The 15,903-nt window shown below is 33.6% G+C and carries 13 protein-coding genes and 1 pseudogene; 5 read left to right on the top strand and 9 right to left on the bottom strand.

Going from position 1 to position 15,903, the window contains the following annotated elements:
• Nucleotide 1 precedes the first annotated feature (1 nt).
• The 5 genes from SAGCYANO_RS05970 to pgl all read right to left on the bottom strand — a co-directional run bounded on the left by SAGCYANO_RS05970 (nucleotide 2) and on the right by pgl (nucleotide 4,877).
• Entirely contained in the window at nucleotides 2-1,024 is a 1,023-nt protein-coding gene (locus SAGCYANO_RS05970; RefSeq protein ID WP_307785832.1) for a transposase, read from the bottom strand.
• Entirely contained in the window at nucleotides 985-1,239 is a 255-nt protein-coding gene (locus tag SAGCYANO_RS49030; RefSeq protein ID WP_307785831.1) for a helix-turn-helix domain-containing protein, read from the bottom strand. The genes SAGCYANO_RS05970 and SAGCYANO_RS49030 overlap by 40 nt, the downstream gene beginning before the upstream one ends.
• Nucleotides 1,240-1,585: 346 nt before the next feature.
• The gene (locus SAGCYANO_RS05965; protein WP_202219238.1) at nucleotides 1,586-2,374 is read right to left on the bottom strand and encodes a PRC-barrel domain-containing protein; all 789 of its coding nucleotides are present in this window, start codon (nucleotides 2,372-2,374) and stop codon (nucleotides 1,586-1,588) included.
• 631 nt (nucleotides 2,375-3,005) lie between these two features.
• Nucleotides 3,006-3,812, bottom strand: a complete 807-nt coding sequence (locus tag SAGCYANO_RS05960; RefSeq protein WP_202219237.1) for an FHA domain-containing protein — start codon at nucleotides 3,810-3,812, stop codon at nucleotides 3,006-3,008.
• 357 nt (nucleotides 3,813-4,169) lie between these two features.
• Complete coding sequence (gene pgl / locus SAGCYANO_RS05955) at nucleotides 4,170-4,877, bottom strand: 6-phosphogluconolactonase (RefSeq protein WP_202219236.1); 708 nt, start codon at nucleotides 4,875-4,877, stop codon at nucleotides 4,170-4,172.
• A gap of 453 nt (nucleotides 4,878-5,330) precedes the next feature.
• On the opposite strand from pgl, the gene SAGCYANO_RS05950 reads away from it, so the two are divergent.
• A complete protein-coding gene (locus SAGCYANO_RS05950; RefSeq protein ID WP_202219235.1) occupies nucleotides 5,331-6,473 on the top strand; it encodes a hypothetical protein in 1,143 nt (380 codons plus the stop codon).
• 2,457 nt (nucleotides 6,474-8,930) lie between these two features.
• Here the strand turns inward: SAGCYANO_RS05950 and SAGCYANO_RS05945 are convergent.
• Both SAGCYANO_RS05945 and SAGCYANO_RS05940 read right to left on the bottom strand, forming a co-directional pair.
• The gene (locus SAGCYANO_RS05945) at nucleotides 8,931-9,608 is read right to left on the bottom strand and encodes a hypothetical protein (RefSeq protein WP_237395844.1); all 678 of its coding nucleotides are present in this window, start codon (nucleotides 9,606-9,608) and stop codon (nucleotides 8,931-8,933) included.
• Between the two features lie 592 nt (nucleotides 9,609-10,200).
• Nucleotides 10,201-10,713, bottom strand: a complete 513-nt coding sequence (locus SAGCYANO_RS05940; RefSeq protein WP_202219233.1) for a hypothetical protein — start codon at nucleotides 10,711-10,713, stop codon at nucleotides 10,201-10,203.
• Between the two features lie 401 nt (nucleotides 10,714-11,114).
• On the opposite strand from SAGCYANO_RS05940, the gene SAGCYANO_RS05935 reads away from it, so the two are divergent.
• The gene (locus SAGCYANO_RS05935) at nucleotides 11,115-11,480 is read left to right on the top strand and encodes a hypothetical protein (RefSeq protein WP_202219232.1); all 366 of its coding nucleotides are present in this window, start codon (nucleotides 11,115-11,117) and stop codon (nucleotides 11,478-11,480) included.
• A 344-nt stretch (nucleotides 11,481-11,824) separates the two neighbouring features.
• Here the strand turns inward: SAGCYANO_RS05935 and SAGCYANO_RS05930 are convergent, their stop codons facing one another.
• Nucleotides 11,825-13,003, bottom strand: coding sequence for an LptF/LptG family permease (locus SAGCYANO_RS05930; protein ID WP_202219231.1), 1,179 nt, complete (start codon nucleotides 13,001-13,003; stop codon nucleotides 11,825-11,827).
• A 573-nt stretch (nucleotides 13,004-13,576) separates the two neighbouring features.
• Nucleotides 13,577-14,131, bottom strand: a complete 555-nt coding sequence (locus SAGCYANO_RS05925) for a Uma2 family endonuclease (RefSeq protein ID WP_202219230.1) — start codon at nucleotides 14,129-14,131, stop codon at nucleotides 13,577-13,579.
• A gap of 444 nt (nucleotides 14,132-14,575) precedes the next feature.
• On the opposite strand from SAGCYANO_RS05925, the gene SAGCYANO_RS47335 reads away from it, so the two are divergent.
• From SAGCYANO_RS47335 to SAGCYANO_RS05910, 3 genes and pseudogenes are all read left to right on the top strand, one after another.
• Nucleotides 14,576-14,722, top strand: coding sequence for a type II toxin-antitoxin system RelE/ParE family toxin (locus tag SAGCYANO_RS47335; RefSeq protein WP_202218315.1), 147 nt, complete (start codon nucleotides 14,576-14,578; stop codon nucleotides 14,720-14,722).
• Between the two features lie 383 nt (nucleotides 14,723-15,105).
• The gene (locus SAGCYANO_RS05915) at nucleotides 15,106-15,612 is read left to right on the top strand and encodes a hypothetical protein (RefSeq protein ID WP_202218303.1); all 507 of its coding nucleotides are present in this window, start codon (nucleotides 15,106-15,108) and stop codon (nucleotides 15,610-15,612) included.
• Between the two features lie 6 nt (nucleotides 15,613-15,618).
• Nucleotides 15,619-15,903 (top strand): annotated as a pseudogene (locus SAGCYANO_RS05910) (hypothetical protein); the annotation flags it as partial.

Below are 15,903 nucleotides of genomic sequence, written 5' to 3'. Positions count from 1 at the left end.
GTCAACCCGCCCTATTTTTGATATTTATCGCCGCGTTTCCTAGGTCATGCTTCCCTACGGGATGCTGCGCAAACGCAAACACATCATGGTCAATAACAACACAGCAATGTGGGCAATAATGAGTTCTTTGCGATAATTCTTTATCGACTTTTTCCCCACAGTTTGAGCAATCTTGGCTAGTATTTTTGGGGTTCACTGCTATGGTTTTCTGTCCAGCATTCGCCTCTTGCCTCCTGCGGAGGAGCTTTGCTAAAAGAGGAGCTCCGCTAACGACTTTGACAGTTAAAATCATCATAAATTGTCCCCATCCAGCATCGTTAATCGACTTGCTCAATCGAGTTTTGGCGAGGCCTTTAATATTTAAGTTTTCGTGGGCGATAACTCCAGCTTTTGTTAATAAATCGTTAGCTTTTTTAAAGTGAAAGTCTTTACACCGAGCAACCACTTTTTTATGTTGTTTTGCCACAGCTGTTATAGCTTTTAACCATCTTTTGCTGCCTTTCTTTTTACGGGATAAACGTTTTTGTAGAGTCTTTAATCCCTTCTGATATTTTCGATAATATTGAGAAATTGGAACCGATTCTCCTGAGCTTGTCACCAAGAAATCCTTCATTCCCATATCTATTCCCAGAGTATTTTCTGGTGTAGGTTTTACTTCACAATTAAATGAAGGAACCGATTTATTCTCCAACGATAAAGTCACATAATAACCATCAGATTTACGGCTAATAGTGACGGTTTTAATGTTAAAATCCTCTGGCAACGATCGATTTTGAATCAACTTGAATTTACCAATTTTGGGAAGATTAATTCTTTGATTGACTATGCAATCTTGCTTTATTTGAAGATAAGTAAAACTACGATAACGGTTTTTCTTTTTAAATCTTGGTCTTCCCAATTTTTGTCCGTTTTTATCTGTATTCAACCATCGATAGAAAGCCAGTTTCACCCGCTTGATACAATCTTGCAGTACCTGAGAATGAATTAATTTATATTCCCGAAATTTGTCTTTGGTATTGACCAAATCCTTTTTTGAGAATAATAATCTGGGTTATTTCTTAGTTGAGGAATTGGCATAACCAAAGGACAAGCATTAACCTGACAGCGGTTTTCTTCCCACCATGAGAACCGTTCGCCTAGTCGATAGTTGTACTGTCGGCGCAACAAATCTAACCATAATTCTATGGTGGCCACTTGTTCTTTATTGGGTTTTAACTTGTACTGATAAGTCGTCCGCATCAGAAAAACATGAGTTTTATAGTTGTTATGATAACATGAATATTTGAGTCTTAAGCAAAAAGAAATATTTGTAAATTAATGGGGTATTGAACCCCATTAATTTATCTTTTCTATGGCAAGTTTAATAGCCCACATCGTCAATGGGGTGCTTAAAATTATTTGGGGTTTGTAGACAGGGAGTGGCCGATCGAAGACTATCCATAAGCAATTTTTCCTTCTGCCTTCTGCCTTTTTCAAGAGTGTATTTGTAAATCATCTGTACTATTTTCTCGATCGTCTTTTGAAATATGCAATTTTTTTCCCCATTGCGACTTTACCCCATCAATTTTTTCCTTAGCTTCTGCTGTCACTTCTTGAATTTTGCTAGAAAAATCATTTGAAGTTTGCTTACTTTTTCTGGACTTTTTTCTGTAGATTTACTTTGAAATTCTTCTACTTTTTGTTTAGCTTGCTCTGTAACTACTTGTGCTTTTTCTTGAGCTTGTTCTTTAACAACTTTAGCAGTTTCTTGAAAACCTACAAGTAATTTTTTTGCTTCACGTTGTGCGACATTAATATGTTCTCTAGTTTTCACTAAATCTTCTTGTAAAAAATCTTGAACCAGACCTATTTTTTGAGTAACTCCTTCAGTATAAAATTGAGGATTTTGTATAGAACTATTTACTACTATTACCCGTTTATTCCCTGCACTAGAAACTGCTTCTGGCGACAATAAATAAATACTATTCAAAACACCTCGCCACCCATTAGATTTAAACAAATAATTAACTACTGCACCTGTTTTAATGTTTAGAAGGTATTCTACAATTAAACCGACCTTATTTCCTGTATCAGTCCATACTTCATTTCCAATTATATTTACAGTATTATTGAATTTATCTAAACTCTCTTGTGTTGAGTGCCCATTAACTAGAGTGGCATCAGTGCCAATAGTCTCAATTTGTTTCCAAGCAAAAGCTTTTTTCTGCTTACCAAAAATACCAGACTTACATATAAAACCTATGACTTGATGAGATTGAGTATCAAGGCACAATTGCTCTATTCGACCCTGATCTTCAACTGTTTTTTGGTCAAGTACTAACCTCTTCAACAGTTGACTATGTTTCATTACTTCTGGCTCTGGTATTTTATTCATAAATTTTACTCCTAAAAGATGATTTTGATAAATTTATTGAACAATTTAAGAAGGAAGTTAAGAAATAAATCATATTATTTTTGGTCGAAAATATAAATTAAATAAATATAAATTAATTACTATAGTAATCTGATTTTAGTTGTGAGATATCCTATATTTTTAAGCAACAGGGAATAGGGAATGTGAAATATCGAAGCAGTCAAATTATATCTTTTGGCACAACATTCTTTCTCTAAATTAGAACTAACATAAATCAAACAAATTTTAGTGTTACTCAAAAAAAATTACTACTCAAAATAATGGGGTATAAAACTCCTTCTTTTAAGACGAAATATGTTTGGAGAGTCGATCGACATTCTCCTGACAAAAATAACTTTTGATTTTTGACTTCGTTATATGTACAATTCCCAAAGTCCAAAATCTGGCTAGCAGATACTGAAGTGGATGTAGCAGTGTTAACGTGACATACTTCCACACTAAGCTGGCGCTATAGTGTGGTTTCCTCTTCAACCAGGGCAAAAGCTTCTGCTGGGATGGCATGCAAATTGAATGGGCATCGAACCTATTCAATTTGCTGCTAATTCATCCGCCAAATCTGCATATTATGACGTAAGTCCTGTCGGCGATTCAGCTAAGAAATTTGAAATAGGAACGAAACTAAGTCTCCTTTGCCCAAAGATATTCGATCGCCTGGTCTCAATTTATGTCGATTTCCTCTTGCCAAAGAAGTATTATTGACATAAGTACCATTAGAACTACCTATATCTTCAATATAATAACTATCTCCCTCTACTCTAATATCGGCATGACTACGAGAAACCACCTCAGAGTCAGGAAATCCAGAAACATCAATATCTGGTGGTACTCGGTCGTTAGGCTTACCTATGTGAATTACAGATAAATTAACTGGTAATTCAATATCTGTATCTGTTCTAATATGAATTAACTTGACAGACTGTTTTTGTAACTGGGTCTTGGCCGGAATTGGACTTCCGACCGTAGGAGGTGGAGAAGTTACTACAGGAGTATTAATAGCATTAATAGTTTGTAGAGGTTCCTCAGTAGGAACTGGAGTATTAATATTGCTAGATTTTTCTAAGTTTGGCGTACCAGACACTACTATAGGTTCTGGAGTCACTAATGGATCTGGTGGATATAGGTCCGGTATATCTTCTGAAGGCATACCTGCATCCGTACCAGATACTGGTGATACTATGGTTGGCATTACTGCTGGATCGGTTTGAGATAAAACTTGACCTTCCTCTGTACCAGCACTAGCTTTCAAATCAAAGCCACATTGACCACAAAAGGCAGCATCAACTTGAACTGTTGCCCCACAGTTAGGACAACTGGTAGTTACAGGTAAGGGAGTGTAGCAAGCTTCACATTGTGTTGCTCCATCAGGGTTCTGATGATTGCAATTCGGACAGACAATCATTGATCTACTCCTAGTTATCGGCCAGACGATCGAAACACCGACATAAGAAACATACTTATACTTAACTTTCAGATTCTATAGCAGGGAACAGGGAACAGGCAACAGCTCACCTGTGGGAAAAAGATTTCCCTGTCTTACGGTTTACGAGCGGCATAAGTCATAACCTGCCCATCCTTTACTATATAGTCATCCTAATTCATTATTTAAAAGGATACAATTTTTTTCTAGTGACAATAAATTGACTCTGCCTCCCACTTCCCCACTCCCCACTCCCTGTACGGACGTTGGATGCAACGTCCCTACCTACTCCCTATTTCAACTGATAACTGAAATGACCGCCAGGGAGGATGTCAATACTTACACATTAACACCAGTTAGTAACCAATGTAGTTCCCCTTTAGGCTGAATCAGGCGACTAGGATATTTCATTTCATCCCCATTTTCTGCAAATACTAGATCCAATGCAGCTTGTTTATCTGCACCAGCAACTAGAAATATGACACAACGAGCCTGATTAATTAGTGGTACTGTAAAAGTTAATCGCGGTTGGCCATCTTTATTCCCTACAGTAACGAAGCGATCGCTGATTTGCAGAGCATCTGTATGGGGAAATAAGGAAGCTGTATGGGCATCACCCCCCATTCCCAGTAAAATTAAATCAAAACTAGGAAACTCTCCTGGGGAAACCTGAAAAAATTCTCGCAAATGAGCATCATGATTTGAGGCATCAGCTTCAGGGTCTCCAGCTCCTGTAGGCATAGGATGGATATTTGTCGGTGGTATGGGCACTCGGTCTAACCAAGCTTGCCTAGCCATTTTTTGGTTACTATCTGAGTGGTCAGGAGCTACATAGCGTTCATCACCCCAAAAGACATGAATTTTATCCCAAGGTAGATTTTGAGTTGCTATGGACTCATAAAGGGGTTTTGGAGTATTACCGCCTGCTAAAGCTATAGTACATTGGCCTCGTTGTGAAATTGCCTCTTGCATTTTAGTCAAGGAAATGTCCAAGGCTTGCTCAATTAACTTTTCTTTACTTTGTAGTAATTTAATCTGTTTGTTCATTTGACGTTTATTTGTGTTGTGTTAGGATATATATACCCAAAAATACAATAATTTTTTGATAAATTTGGGCATCAAAGTCATGCTACAGCCATTTTGATTCAGATGTCAGTTTATCTCGTTACCCCAGATAATATTAGTATTTGCTTAAGCTATTCACTAGCGGAAAATTTAGGTGGTAGAAGTTTAGTAATTAACAGTTGGAAAAAAGTTATTGAGCGATAAATCATAGTAGGTCTGTTTATTGTTGCTCACTTGACATACCTTTTCCATATTTTTAGTTCGATAATAGAAAATAAACAAAAGTTATCATCGACTCAATATATTATATTTGCCTAAAAAGTTCCTAATATCTGAAAAAGTTATAGTGTATGCCTCACAAAATGAAATTTTTCAGCGATAACGAGAGAGCAGATTAATGTTAGAGAAAAAACCATTAATAAAAAAACAAAACCCATGTCTACTCCTAATAAAAAATTACCCAATTCCATACGCTACTTCCGAGCCAGATTTCGTCATCTGACGAAACCCTTAGTTTGGGGACCTATTGCTGTCGCTTCTTTAGTGCTATTATTTGCTTGGGAATTAACAGTCCATCCAGAGTGGTTAACTCTTGAAGATGATGATAATTCAGTAACAAGTGGAAATACTATCACCGAAAATTTATCTCCTGAAGAAATTTCTATTATTAGCGATATTGATAATTCTTCAGTTTTAATAGAGGACTTAAAAAATTCTGAAAACTCTCAATTTAATTCTTTAGTAGTTCCTCAGAAAGTTTTACTAAATGAGGTAGAAGAAGAAAGTGGAAATGAATCTGCCCCACAAAAAAACGCTACAACATCTAAAGAGAATTTAACGATACCTCTGCCTCAAAAAACAATTAATACTCTTACTCCTCAAAATCAATTAGACAGTTCTCAATTATTAACCTCTCCTCTTTTACGGAGTCTCAATATATTAGACCAAAACAATCAGGAAGAAAAAAAGGAAAAACCTGCAAATACTCTACAGAATGCTATGGATGATTACCTGCGTTCTAAAAATCAATCTCAAGCACCTTCAAATTCTCAGTTTCAAAAAAATAATATTAATCTCTATCCAAGGGAGATAAAACCTAGAGATATCAAACCTTCTCCTTTTCCTGGAATTCCAACATCTAACAGTTATCAACCTCAAGAAAAAACCAATTTTAATTCACCTGTACCACCCATAAATATTAATCAACCAAAACCTTATTATACAGATAGAACTGGTACGGTAAATCAAAACAATAATCCAAGAAATTTACCAGGATATAACTATTCTCTTCAAGGGCAACCTACTAATCCAAATTTACCCCAATTACCAACAGTACCTAATGGTTTAGCTAATAATCAAAATGGAGTAAATGGAGTTAACAATGGAAGATTTTATAACTATGGTAATAATCAAGGATATCCACAAAATCAGCAACAGCAATATAACTATGGAGTTAATCCTAATCGGGTAAATCAAAACTTACCATCAAATCCTTCCAATAACCCTTTTTCCAGACGTAATAATAGTTTTAATCGTGGATATGGTCAACGTTGGAACGATCCTTTTAACAATAATTAAATAGGAGACAGGAGACAGGAGACAGGAGACAGGAGAGAACCCACCCTAACCCCTCCCAGGAGGGGAGAAATGGGAATAAGCGAGGAGGTAGGAGTAAGAATTATCTCTCAATTTTTCTGCCATAATCATCCCAAAATACTAGCTTTTTGCAGCTCTTGCCACCGAAAAGCTGGTACTTTTTTCAACTATAAAACGCTAAAACCAATATCACTCAATACTTTTAGAATTAATCAGCAAGCCCTAATTAAAATGGTTATACCATTTCTGTGTAACAATGCGCTTAATAATTAGGGTTTGCGCATGGAAAGTCTTTTTGCTGAGGTAGGAGACAGGAGACAACCCACTCCCTAACCCTCCCAGGAGGGGAAGATAGGAGACAGGAGAAATGGAAATTTAGAAGAGGTAGGAGTAAGAATTGTCCCTTGATTTTTCTGCCCAACTCTTGCCTCAAATACTAACTTTTTGAGCGTTTTAGACGTGATACCAGGTACTTTTTAAAGGCCCCAAAAAGGCACTTGTCTTTATATGTCAATGCTTTTAGATTTAATCAGCAAGCCCTAATTATTGCTCAGACCTGATTAAACTGACTATTCTTATATTTATATATTAAGTGCAACTTCATGGAGAAATGGTATTACAGCGGTTTTGTTTGGGTAAACCACAGTAAGGACGTTCCATGGAACGTCCCTACAAGGTTTGCGGAATGCTTACTTAATTTGAGTAAATTTCATCAACTAATTTTGAATACATGATGTTGTTCAATAATGAATAATTAATAATTAATAATTAATAATTAATAATTGCCTATCCTGAAATTTGAGTGAATTTCATCAACTCATTTTGAATACATGATGTTGTTCAATAATGAATAATGAATAATTAATAATTAATAATTGCCTATCCTGAAATTTGAGTGAATTTTATCAACTAATTTTGAATACATGATGTTGTTCAATAATTAATAATTAAGAATTAATAATTGCCTATCCTGAAATTTGAGTGAATTTCATCAACTAATTTTGAATACATGATGTTGTTCAATAATTAATAATTAATAATGAATAATTAATAATTGCCTATCCTGAAATTTGAGTGAATTTTATCAACTAATTTTGAATACATGATGTTGTTCAATAATGAATAATTAAGAATTAATAATTGCCTATCCTGAAATTTGAGTGAATTTCATCAACTCATTTTGAATACATGATGTTGTTCAATAATGAATAATGAATAATTAATAATGAATAATTGCCTATCCTGAAATTTGAGTGAATTTTATCAACTCATTTTGAATACATGATGTTGTTCAATAATGAATAATGAATAATTAATAATGAATAATTGCCTATCCTGAAATTTGAGTGAATTTTATCAACTCATTTTGAATACATGATGTTGTTCAATAATTAATAATTAATAATGAATAATGAATAATTGCCTATCCTGAAATTTGAGTAAATTTAATCAACTCATTTTGAATACATGATGTTGTTCAATAATGAATAATTAATAATGAATAATTAATAATTGCCTATCCTGAAATTTGAGTGAATTTCATCAACTCATTTTGAATACATGATGTTGTTCAATAATGAATAATTAATAATGAATAATTAATAATTGCCTATCCTGAAATTTGAGTGAATTTCATCAACTAATTTTGAATACATGATGTTGTTCAATAATTAATAATTAATAATGAATAATTAATAATTGCCTATCCTGAAATTTGAGTGAATTTTATCAACTAATTTTGAATACATGATGTTGTTCAATAATTAATAATTAATAATGAATAATTAATAATTGCCTATCCTGAAATTTGAGTGAATTTTATCAACTAATTTTGAATACATGATGTTGTTCAATAATGAATAATTAAGAATTAATAATTGCCTATCCTGAAATTTGAGTGAATTTCATCAACTCATTTTGAATACATGATGTTGTTCAATAATGAATAATTAATAATTAAGAATTAATAATTGCCTATCCTAAAATTTGAGTGAATTTTATCAACTCATTTTGAATAGATGATGTTGTTCCATAATGAATAATGAATAATTAATAATGAATAATTGCCTATCCTGAAATTTGAGTGAATTGAATCAACTCATTTTGAATAGATGATGTTGTTCCATAATGAATAATGAATAATTAATAATGAATAATTGCCTATCCTGAAATTTGAGTGAATTTTATCAACTCATTTTGAATAGATGATGTTGTTCCATAATGAATAATGAATAATTAATAATGAATAATTGCCTATCCTGAAATTTGAGTGAATTTTATCAACTCATTTTGAATAGATGATGTTGTTCCATAATGAATAATGAATAATTAATAATGAATAATTGCCTATCCTGAAATTTGAGTGAATTTTATCAACTCATTTTGAATAGATGATGTTGTTCAATAATGAATAATGAATAATTAATAATGAATAATTGCCTATCCTGAAATTTGAGTGAATTTCATCAACTCATTTTGAATACATGATGTTGGTAATAATACTATTCTCTTACTTGTTAATACAGTGCAATTTTCAATAGTAACGGATAACGCAGGAATCATATTTTGCTCTAGTTGATAAATAATTATCTCTGCTAAATCATACTGACGAATTAGTTCTTTATCAGCTACATATCTAGGGTTATAAGCTGTTAGATCGAGCAACCAAAAATCTATTCCATACTTCTGAATAAAATTATTAACCTCTTCTGGATTAGAAGTATATTGAGCCTGAATTAAATCCTTTGCTCTTTGACTAAACTGAGCATAATATTCTGTATGGTAAGGCAAACTATATTCCTGGGCAACTAAAGTAGAACGTTGGGCAAAAGTAGGAATATTATCTGATTCTTTAGATATGGAGGCAATTAATGTATTTTTCGGTTGTTCTAGTAAATATTCATATAATTCTATTTCTTTGCCTTTAACGTAGAATTGGTTATCTATAGTTAGGTCTTGGGAAAAAGGAATAATACTTAATATCACGAATAATAAAGTTGTGCAGCCGAGATATATTATTTGTGGAAAATTTAAGCCATTTTTTAGCTGAGAAATAACTTGATTCAAATAACTATCCAACCATATTGTTAAAGCAATACCAGCAGCTATTGGTATCATTACTCGCATACTATGATAAATATATCTGTTGGGAAAATGAAGCTGAAACAAAAAGCATGAGCTAGGAAAAATAATCCAATAGATGCTAGTAAAATTTGAACTAATATTTCTACCTTCAAAGAAACCCGTTTTGCCAGAGGAAATTTTTGACTTTTTCTAAGTACAAAAGGTAAGAATAATGAGGCGATCGCTAGTGGAGGTAAAAATCCTAAAAATAATATGCCGCTCCTCGGTCCTATGAGCCAAAAAACTAAAGGATTTTCGTGAAAAAAGAATGCTCTGCCATAGTTACCATCAACATAGTTAAAAATGGGTTGTAATTTAGCTTCCGCAGCAGTAATAATTGACCCAAATTCCGTAGCAGAAAATTTGTATGGTAGAAGTATAATTGCAGCATTTATTATTCCTCCTAACCATAACCAATAATTTAATCGGACTGAAGTAAATTTTAACCGTTTTTTATCGTAGGAAAATAGTCTAATAGTTAAGATAGTTACTGATAGTAAAACAGTGTGAGGATAAAAAACTGCTTGGAGAGCGATCGCTACTAATACAGGAAAGAAAGAATTTCGGAGTAAGTAATATAAAAATGCTAAAAAAGTGGATAGAAAAATGCTCTAGGAGTAGCAGAAACTAAATCATCTTCCATCCATAAAGTTTGATTTAAAATCAATGAACTAAAAAAACCTACAGCAGGAATAGGTAGAATTTGTAAACTTATTCCAAAACAGTAAATTGTCGAAATTAATCCGAGAAATATTGGTAATGATTTACCTAAAAAAATGGGGTCGATACCCAAAGATGTGATGAGCCAATAAAAAGTTTTATATCCCCACGGAGCTACTGATTGAAAATAGTCAGCAATGAAATCTTGAGGGAATAATTCTGCATCTAAAAAACGACGCATCCAAAATATATGTTGTCGTGCATCATCTTGGATGAAATATTCACTTTGGAGGGATGTTTTGAGAGATTCAAAACTATAAATTAAGACAATAGCTAAACTTAAACCAAACCAAAATATCCAGCTTCGATTTATCAAATTTTTATGTAAAATTGATAAAAATCTACTAATTTTTAATTTGGATATTAAAGAATTTGACATATTTGATTATAGGTAAGCATTCAGCTATCAGCATTCAGCAATCAGCTATTGCTTTTAGTTTTAGGTAAAAGCTTTACTAATTTAGTCAGAATTAAATCTTACTATAAAAGCTGGCTTTAAAGTTTATATTCATTAAAATCCCCTTATGAGAGCTGACAGCTAACAGCTAATAGCTATTTGCGCAGCATTCATTCCGCAGGAAATACTTACGATTATAGACTAGGGATTTTATAGAACATGATATGATTGCCGATTGTTGTTTAGCGTTAATAGTTTCTTCTAAAAATTAGAATAATTGTAAATTTTGAATAAAAAGTATTGCTATAACTAGGCTGGGGCTTTATTTCTTTGCTAAAATAGCTAAAATTTAATTACTTATTACAACTAAGGTTTAAATTTAGATGACTTCTAACAACGAAGGTTCTCGAACACAAATAATTGTTGCTATTATTGGTGGAACTGCAGTAATAATAGCTGCATTAATAGCAGCAATTGGTCAATACTGTAGTCAATCAAATGCCACCAAAGAGATAAAATTGCTTCAGGAATTAGGGAGTAAAGGAATAGAATGTACCAGCAATGGTCAGCTTTGTAAACCTCGTCGCGAAGAACAAATAGAAGTAAAGGAAGATGGAATATTATACGCTGAATATATAGTCCCTCCTGGTCATTGTAGTACGGTTATAATCTATTTCTATGTTGATAACAAACTTAAAGGACGTGAAGAATATCAGATAGATAATTATAAATCTGTAAAAAGGATCTAGGTTTTATTACAAAAGGAACCCATACTTTAGCATTAGAAGCAAAAGGAGTAACAGGTGGTTGTAATAAAGGAGAATTAAATTCTTGGGGAGGGGAAGTGAATATTCACATATTACCAGACCCACCTATATTTTGCAGGTTTTAGCAAAAAGCTACAATATTTTAGATTAATTTATTTCATATAAATAATAGTCTTCAGAGCAGAGTATTTCGGTGCTACTTCTATCAATAAATGACATGAAAAAAAGTCGTACCAAAGAATAAAAAGGTAGGCAAATGTTACTTGGATTATCCTAAATATTTTGAATTCTGAATTCTGAATTCTAAATTCTAAATTCTAAATTCCTTAACGAGAGGCTCTTGCTATCAATAACATTGCCACTCCAAGACCTAGAAAATTTGGTAACCATCCAGCCAAAAAAGGAGTCAAAACCTCTTTTTGCCCCATTGCCCCCGTGATAAAAGAAAGTAAATAATAAGCAAAAATAATTATCACACTAATACCAAAGCTAGTCCCTCTATTTGCATTTCTCTGAGGTCTAATTCCTAAAGCTGCTCCTACTAAACCCAGAACCAAACAAACAAAAGGTACAGCAAACTTTTGTTGAATTCTGACTTGGGTTTTAATAATTTTCCGATGATTTCCACTCAATCGCATTAACTCCAAATATTCATAAGATTGAGGAATATTCATCTGTTGATAAGTACGTCTTTTATCCGCTAAATCTAAAGGTGCCGTAGAAAGTTTGAATTCTTGATGGTCAAACTTAACAATATTACGGTAGGAACCATCTGGAGATACAATATAAATAGTCCCATTAAACAAGTCCCAAATATTTTCTGCTGGATTCCAGGTTGCTGACTCAGAAGACACAATTTGGTCAACTCCGTATTGGGAACGATCTACAATAGTTACACCCTTCATATATTTACCATCAAACTTTTCGGCATAGAATAAACGAGTCAAGGTATCTTTCTTACTTCCGTCTGGCCGCTCAACTTTGCCAAATTCTGGATAGAAAATATGTTCTTCCCGAAAAGGAGGATCTTCTCGGTCTAAAGTTCTATCTAAAGTCAGAGATGCTTGATAGTTGGCATTGGGTACAATTACCTCATTGAGTGCAAAAGTTAAACCAGTGACTGTCAGACCTAGTATTACCGCAGGTATAAGCATTCGATAGACACTAATGCCACAGCTACGCAGAGCAACTATCTCACTATTACTAGACATCTGACTGTAAACCATTAGAGTCGATAATACCATTGCCATAGGGAATGCCCAACCCATAAACTCTGGCACTTTTAAGAAAAATACTTGGAGGGCAATAGAAATAGGTAGTCCAGATTCTGTAACTTTTCGGACTAATTCAAACATTGCCCCCGCTGTCACCCCGATAGATGAAAATAATCCTACACCAAAGAGAAATGGCCCTATTAATTCTATGATGATGTAGCGGTCCATGACTGAAATTTTTGGTTCCAGTCTTTGTAGGAAGAATAAAGACTTTGAGATACTGCGCTCCATATACTTCAGATTTAAGGTCGAGTCTACAATTTAGAATTTAGAATTTAGAATTTAGAATTACCTATTCTTATAAACAAAATGAAATGGGAATTTTTCAGGATATTACTTAAGGTTAGCGTAATTAGAATTTAGAATTTAGAATTTAGAATTTAGAATTACCTCTTCTTATAAACAAAATGAAATGGGAATTTTTCAGGATATTACTTAAGGTTAACGTAATCTCAATCAAAATTTCAGGAAGTAGAAAATTGATAGGAGGAAATTAATTGTGATTAATTGTAGAGGAGAATAAGCAAAGTCTAGCAGGGAAGTAAGATGTTCCTGCTATCGTTTTCTGTAACCAAAATAATTTTAATATCAAGGGAGCAAGATGCTCCCACTAAGTTTATTATTGTTCGACGTTATCAGTTTCAAAGTTAACTCCTTCGTATAAAACTTCGTTGCTGATTCTGGGTATGATTTTGCCCCCCTAACCCCCCAATTTTGGGGGGGATAAAACTCTAAAAGTCCCCCAATTTTGGGGGATTTAGGGGGCTTGAGTAGAACCAAACAATCGCGTATTCATACTTCAATTCAGCAACGCCAAACTTCAATAGCAGAAGTAAATTCAATACTAGATAATGTAATTGACTCTCCTTCTGTATATGCACAATAATGCCAAATTTTTCCCTCGCCACGTTGATAAATTTCTACAGATATTGATTTTGAGTCTACTAAAACATATTCTTGCAAACTGGGAAATTGACGATAATATTTAAACTTATCGCCGCGATCGTATTTTTCTGTACTGGAGGAAAGAATTTCAATAATTACTGTAGGATGTTCGATAAAGTCATGAGATTTTAAATCGTCAGCATTGCAAGTAATAACTAGATCGGGATAAAAATAACGACTATTTTTACTATCCTTAACTTTCACCTCCAACAGATTAATTCGACAACTTTTTTGATGAACAGAGGGATATAAAGCCCTACATAAATTGAGAACAATATTATTATAAGGAATAGTTTCTCTTGTCATGGGTAAAATTTTTCCATCTACATATTCATGGCGAAATTCTTGTTTAGCTTCCCATTCTAGATATTCTTCAGGGGTCATTTTTTGATAATTTTGGGGTTGAGCAATCATTGTTTTTTTAGTTAAATTAATTGTTTATATCTTATCATTAAATATGCTAGAATTGCTATTATTGTTATAATTGCTGTAAACAATTATCAAAAAAATATGTCTGAAATTACTATAGATGAAACCAAATTGAAAGAATTGTTGAAAGTAGCAATTATTGAGTTACTACAATAACAAAAGAGGAATTTTATGAATTTTTAGCATAAATTTTAGAAGATATTTTAATGAAAAACGCTATTCAAGAAGGTGACAATACTGAAACAGTTAGTCGGGAACAAATATTCAAAATTTTCAAGAGAAAGCTATGAATGTTGAGTTTAGAAAAAGCCCCTAAATCCCCCAATTTTGGGGGACTTTTACCAGCTAATAGATTCTTTTTCCCCCAGAATTGGGGGCTAGGGGGCAAAATTCAGTATTAAATAACTTTTCAGATATCCTCTAACGAAAATTAGAAATATAAAAAAGTTAAAAGGTGAGGAAGAATACTATCGGATTAGAGTAGGAGATTATCGATTGGGTATTAAGGTTAATGATGGTATAGTCTTTTTCGTTAGGATACTTCACCGAAAAGAAATTTACAGATATTTTCCTTAGCTTTTCTAGATCGATCGCTTTCTTCAAAAGTGAAGCAATTAACAGAATCTAGTAGGTTGGGTTGAGGAACGAAACCCAACAATATACCTCTCCAAAAATCAAATCTGGAGATGTCTAATATCATGTCCGGTTGAAAATTTATAAATAATTAAGGAGGAGTCAACCCACTCCTAACTCCTCCCAGGAGAGTAAGTAATGTACCAGGAGAAAGAAGTGTTTTTATTACTAATTATCCGGACATAATATAATAATAAAACTTTGTTGGGTTTATCCTACGGATAAGCTCCGCTAACACTTCGTTCTACCCAACCTACATTGGAATAGTTTAGAATATTATCTAATAATTAACTTAATCTGAATCCAATTTTAGGAGGCTGAAAATTATGGAACCTATTACTATTGTAATGGCGCTAGCTGCTGTATTGGGGACAAAAGCTTTGGAAAAAACTGGAGAAAATATTGGGCAGGTGGTTTGGGATAAAAGTGCTAAGTTGATGAAATATCTGAAACAAGAATCTCCCGATACTGTAACTGCTATTGAACAATTTTCGGAGCAACCTTTGGATTATGGTCAGGCAGTTTTGGAAATGCAGGAGGCAGCAGAAAATCCTGATGTTGCTCGGACAATACAGGAGTTGGCAGCGGCAGTAGAAGAAAATCCTCATCCAAAGTTGACTGAGGTTGTGGAAGAAATTAGAGAAGCGTTAAAGTCTCTGGAGTCGGAAGATGAAAAGAATGCCAACATAGTAGCAAAAGAAGTTAAGGCGGAAAAAGGTGGGATGGTGGTTGGAAAAAGTGAGAATAAAATAAAGACAGAAAAAGATGGGATAGTTGCTGACACAATTGGTAAAATTGACAAACGTAAGATTGACAAACGAACTACTATTTGACTGACTTTGCCTGAACAGGGCAGAGAAAAGACTCTCAAGGAATGGCAAGATATTTGTCGGGAAATGCTGAATAATCAACTAACCAGTAATTCCCTATTTCACGATGATGAGGAGGCAAAAAAACACCGAGAACAAATTTATGTTCCCCTGGCACTGGTGGAACGGAAAAAGTCAGAGAAAAGGCAACAAGATGGGTTATCTCCCGAACAGGGAACGAAACTTTATGAACCCCAATATGAAGAAAAGCACAGATTTACCCACAATACTTTCTTAAAAGAGATTTTACAGCAA

This window comes from Okeania sp. KiyG1, from assembly GCF_014132355.1.
Taxonomy (GTDB): Bacteria; Cyanobacteriota; Cyanobacteriia; order Cyanobacteriales; family Microcoleaceae; genus Okeania.
Note: the sequence above shows the minus strand (reverse complement) of the source record. Positions and strands in the feature narration are given on the sequence as shown.

What these genes read in the sequence shown, in the direction of transcription:
- SAGCYANO_RS05950 (WP_202219235.1), top strand. Translation starts at nt 5,331, where the DNA reads ATGTCTACTCCTAATAAAAAATTACCCAATTCCATACGCTACTTCCGA.
- pgl (WP_202219236.1), bottom strand. Translation starts at nt 4,877, where the DNA reads ATGAACAAACAGATTAAATTACTACAAAGTAAAGAAAAGTTAATTGAG.
- SAGCYANO_RS05925 (WP_202219230.1), bottom strand. Translation starts at nt 14,131, where the DNA reads ATGATTGCTCAACCCCAAAATTATCAAAAAATGACCCCTGAAGAATAT.
- SAGCYANO_RS05945 (WP_237395844.1), bottom strand. Translation starts at nt 9,608, where the DNA reads ATGATACCAATAGCTGCTGGTATTGCTTTAACAATATGGTTGGATAGT.
- SAGCYANO_RS05940 (WP_202219233.1), bottom strand. Translation starts at nt 10,713, where the DNA reads ATGTCAAATTCTTTAATATCCAAATTAAAAATTAGTAGATTTTTATCA.
- SAGCYANO_RS05930 (WP_202219231.1), bottom strand. Translation starts at nt 13,003, where the DNA reads ATGGAGCGCAGTATCTCAAAGTCTTTATTCTTCCTACAAAGACTGGAA.
- SAGCYANO_RS05965 (WP_202219238.1), bottom strand. Translation starts at nt 2,374, where the DNA reads ATGAATAAAATACCAGAGCCAGAAGTAATGAAACATAGTCAACTGTTG.
- SAGCYANO_RS05915 (WP_202218303.1), top strand. Translation starts at nt 15,106, where the DNA reads ATGGAACCTATTACTATTGTAATGGCGCTAGCTGCTGTATTGGGGACA.
- SAGCYANO_RS05935 (WP_202219232.1), top strand. Translation starts at nt 11,115, where the DNA reads ATGACTTCTAACAACGAAGGTTCTCGAACACAAATAATTGTTGCTATT.
- SAGCYANO_RS49030 (WP_307785831.1), bottom strand. Translation starts at nt 1,239, where the DNA reads ATGCGGACGACTTATCAGTACAAGTTAAAACCCAATAAAGAACAAGTG.
- SAGCYANO_RS05960 (WP_202219237.1), bottom strand. Translation starts at nt 3,812, where the DNA reads ATGATTGTCTGTCCGAATTGCAATCATCAGAACCCTGATGGAGCAACA.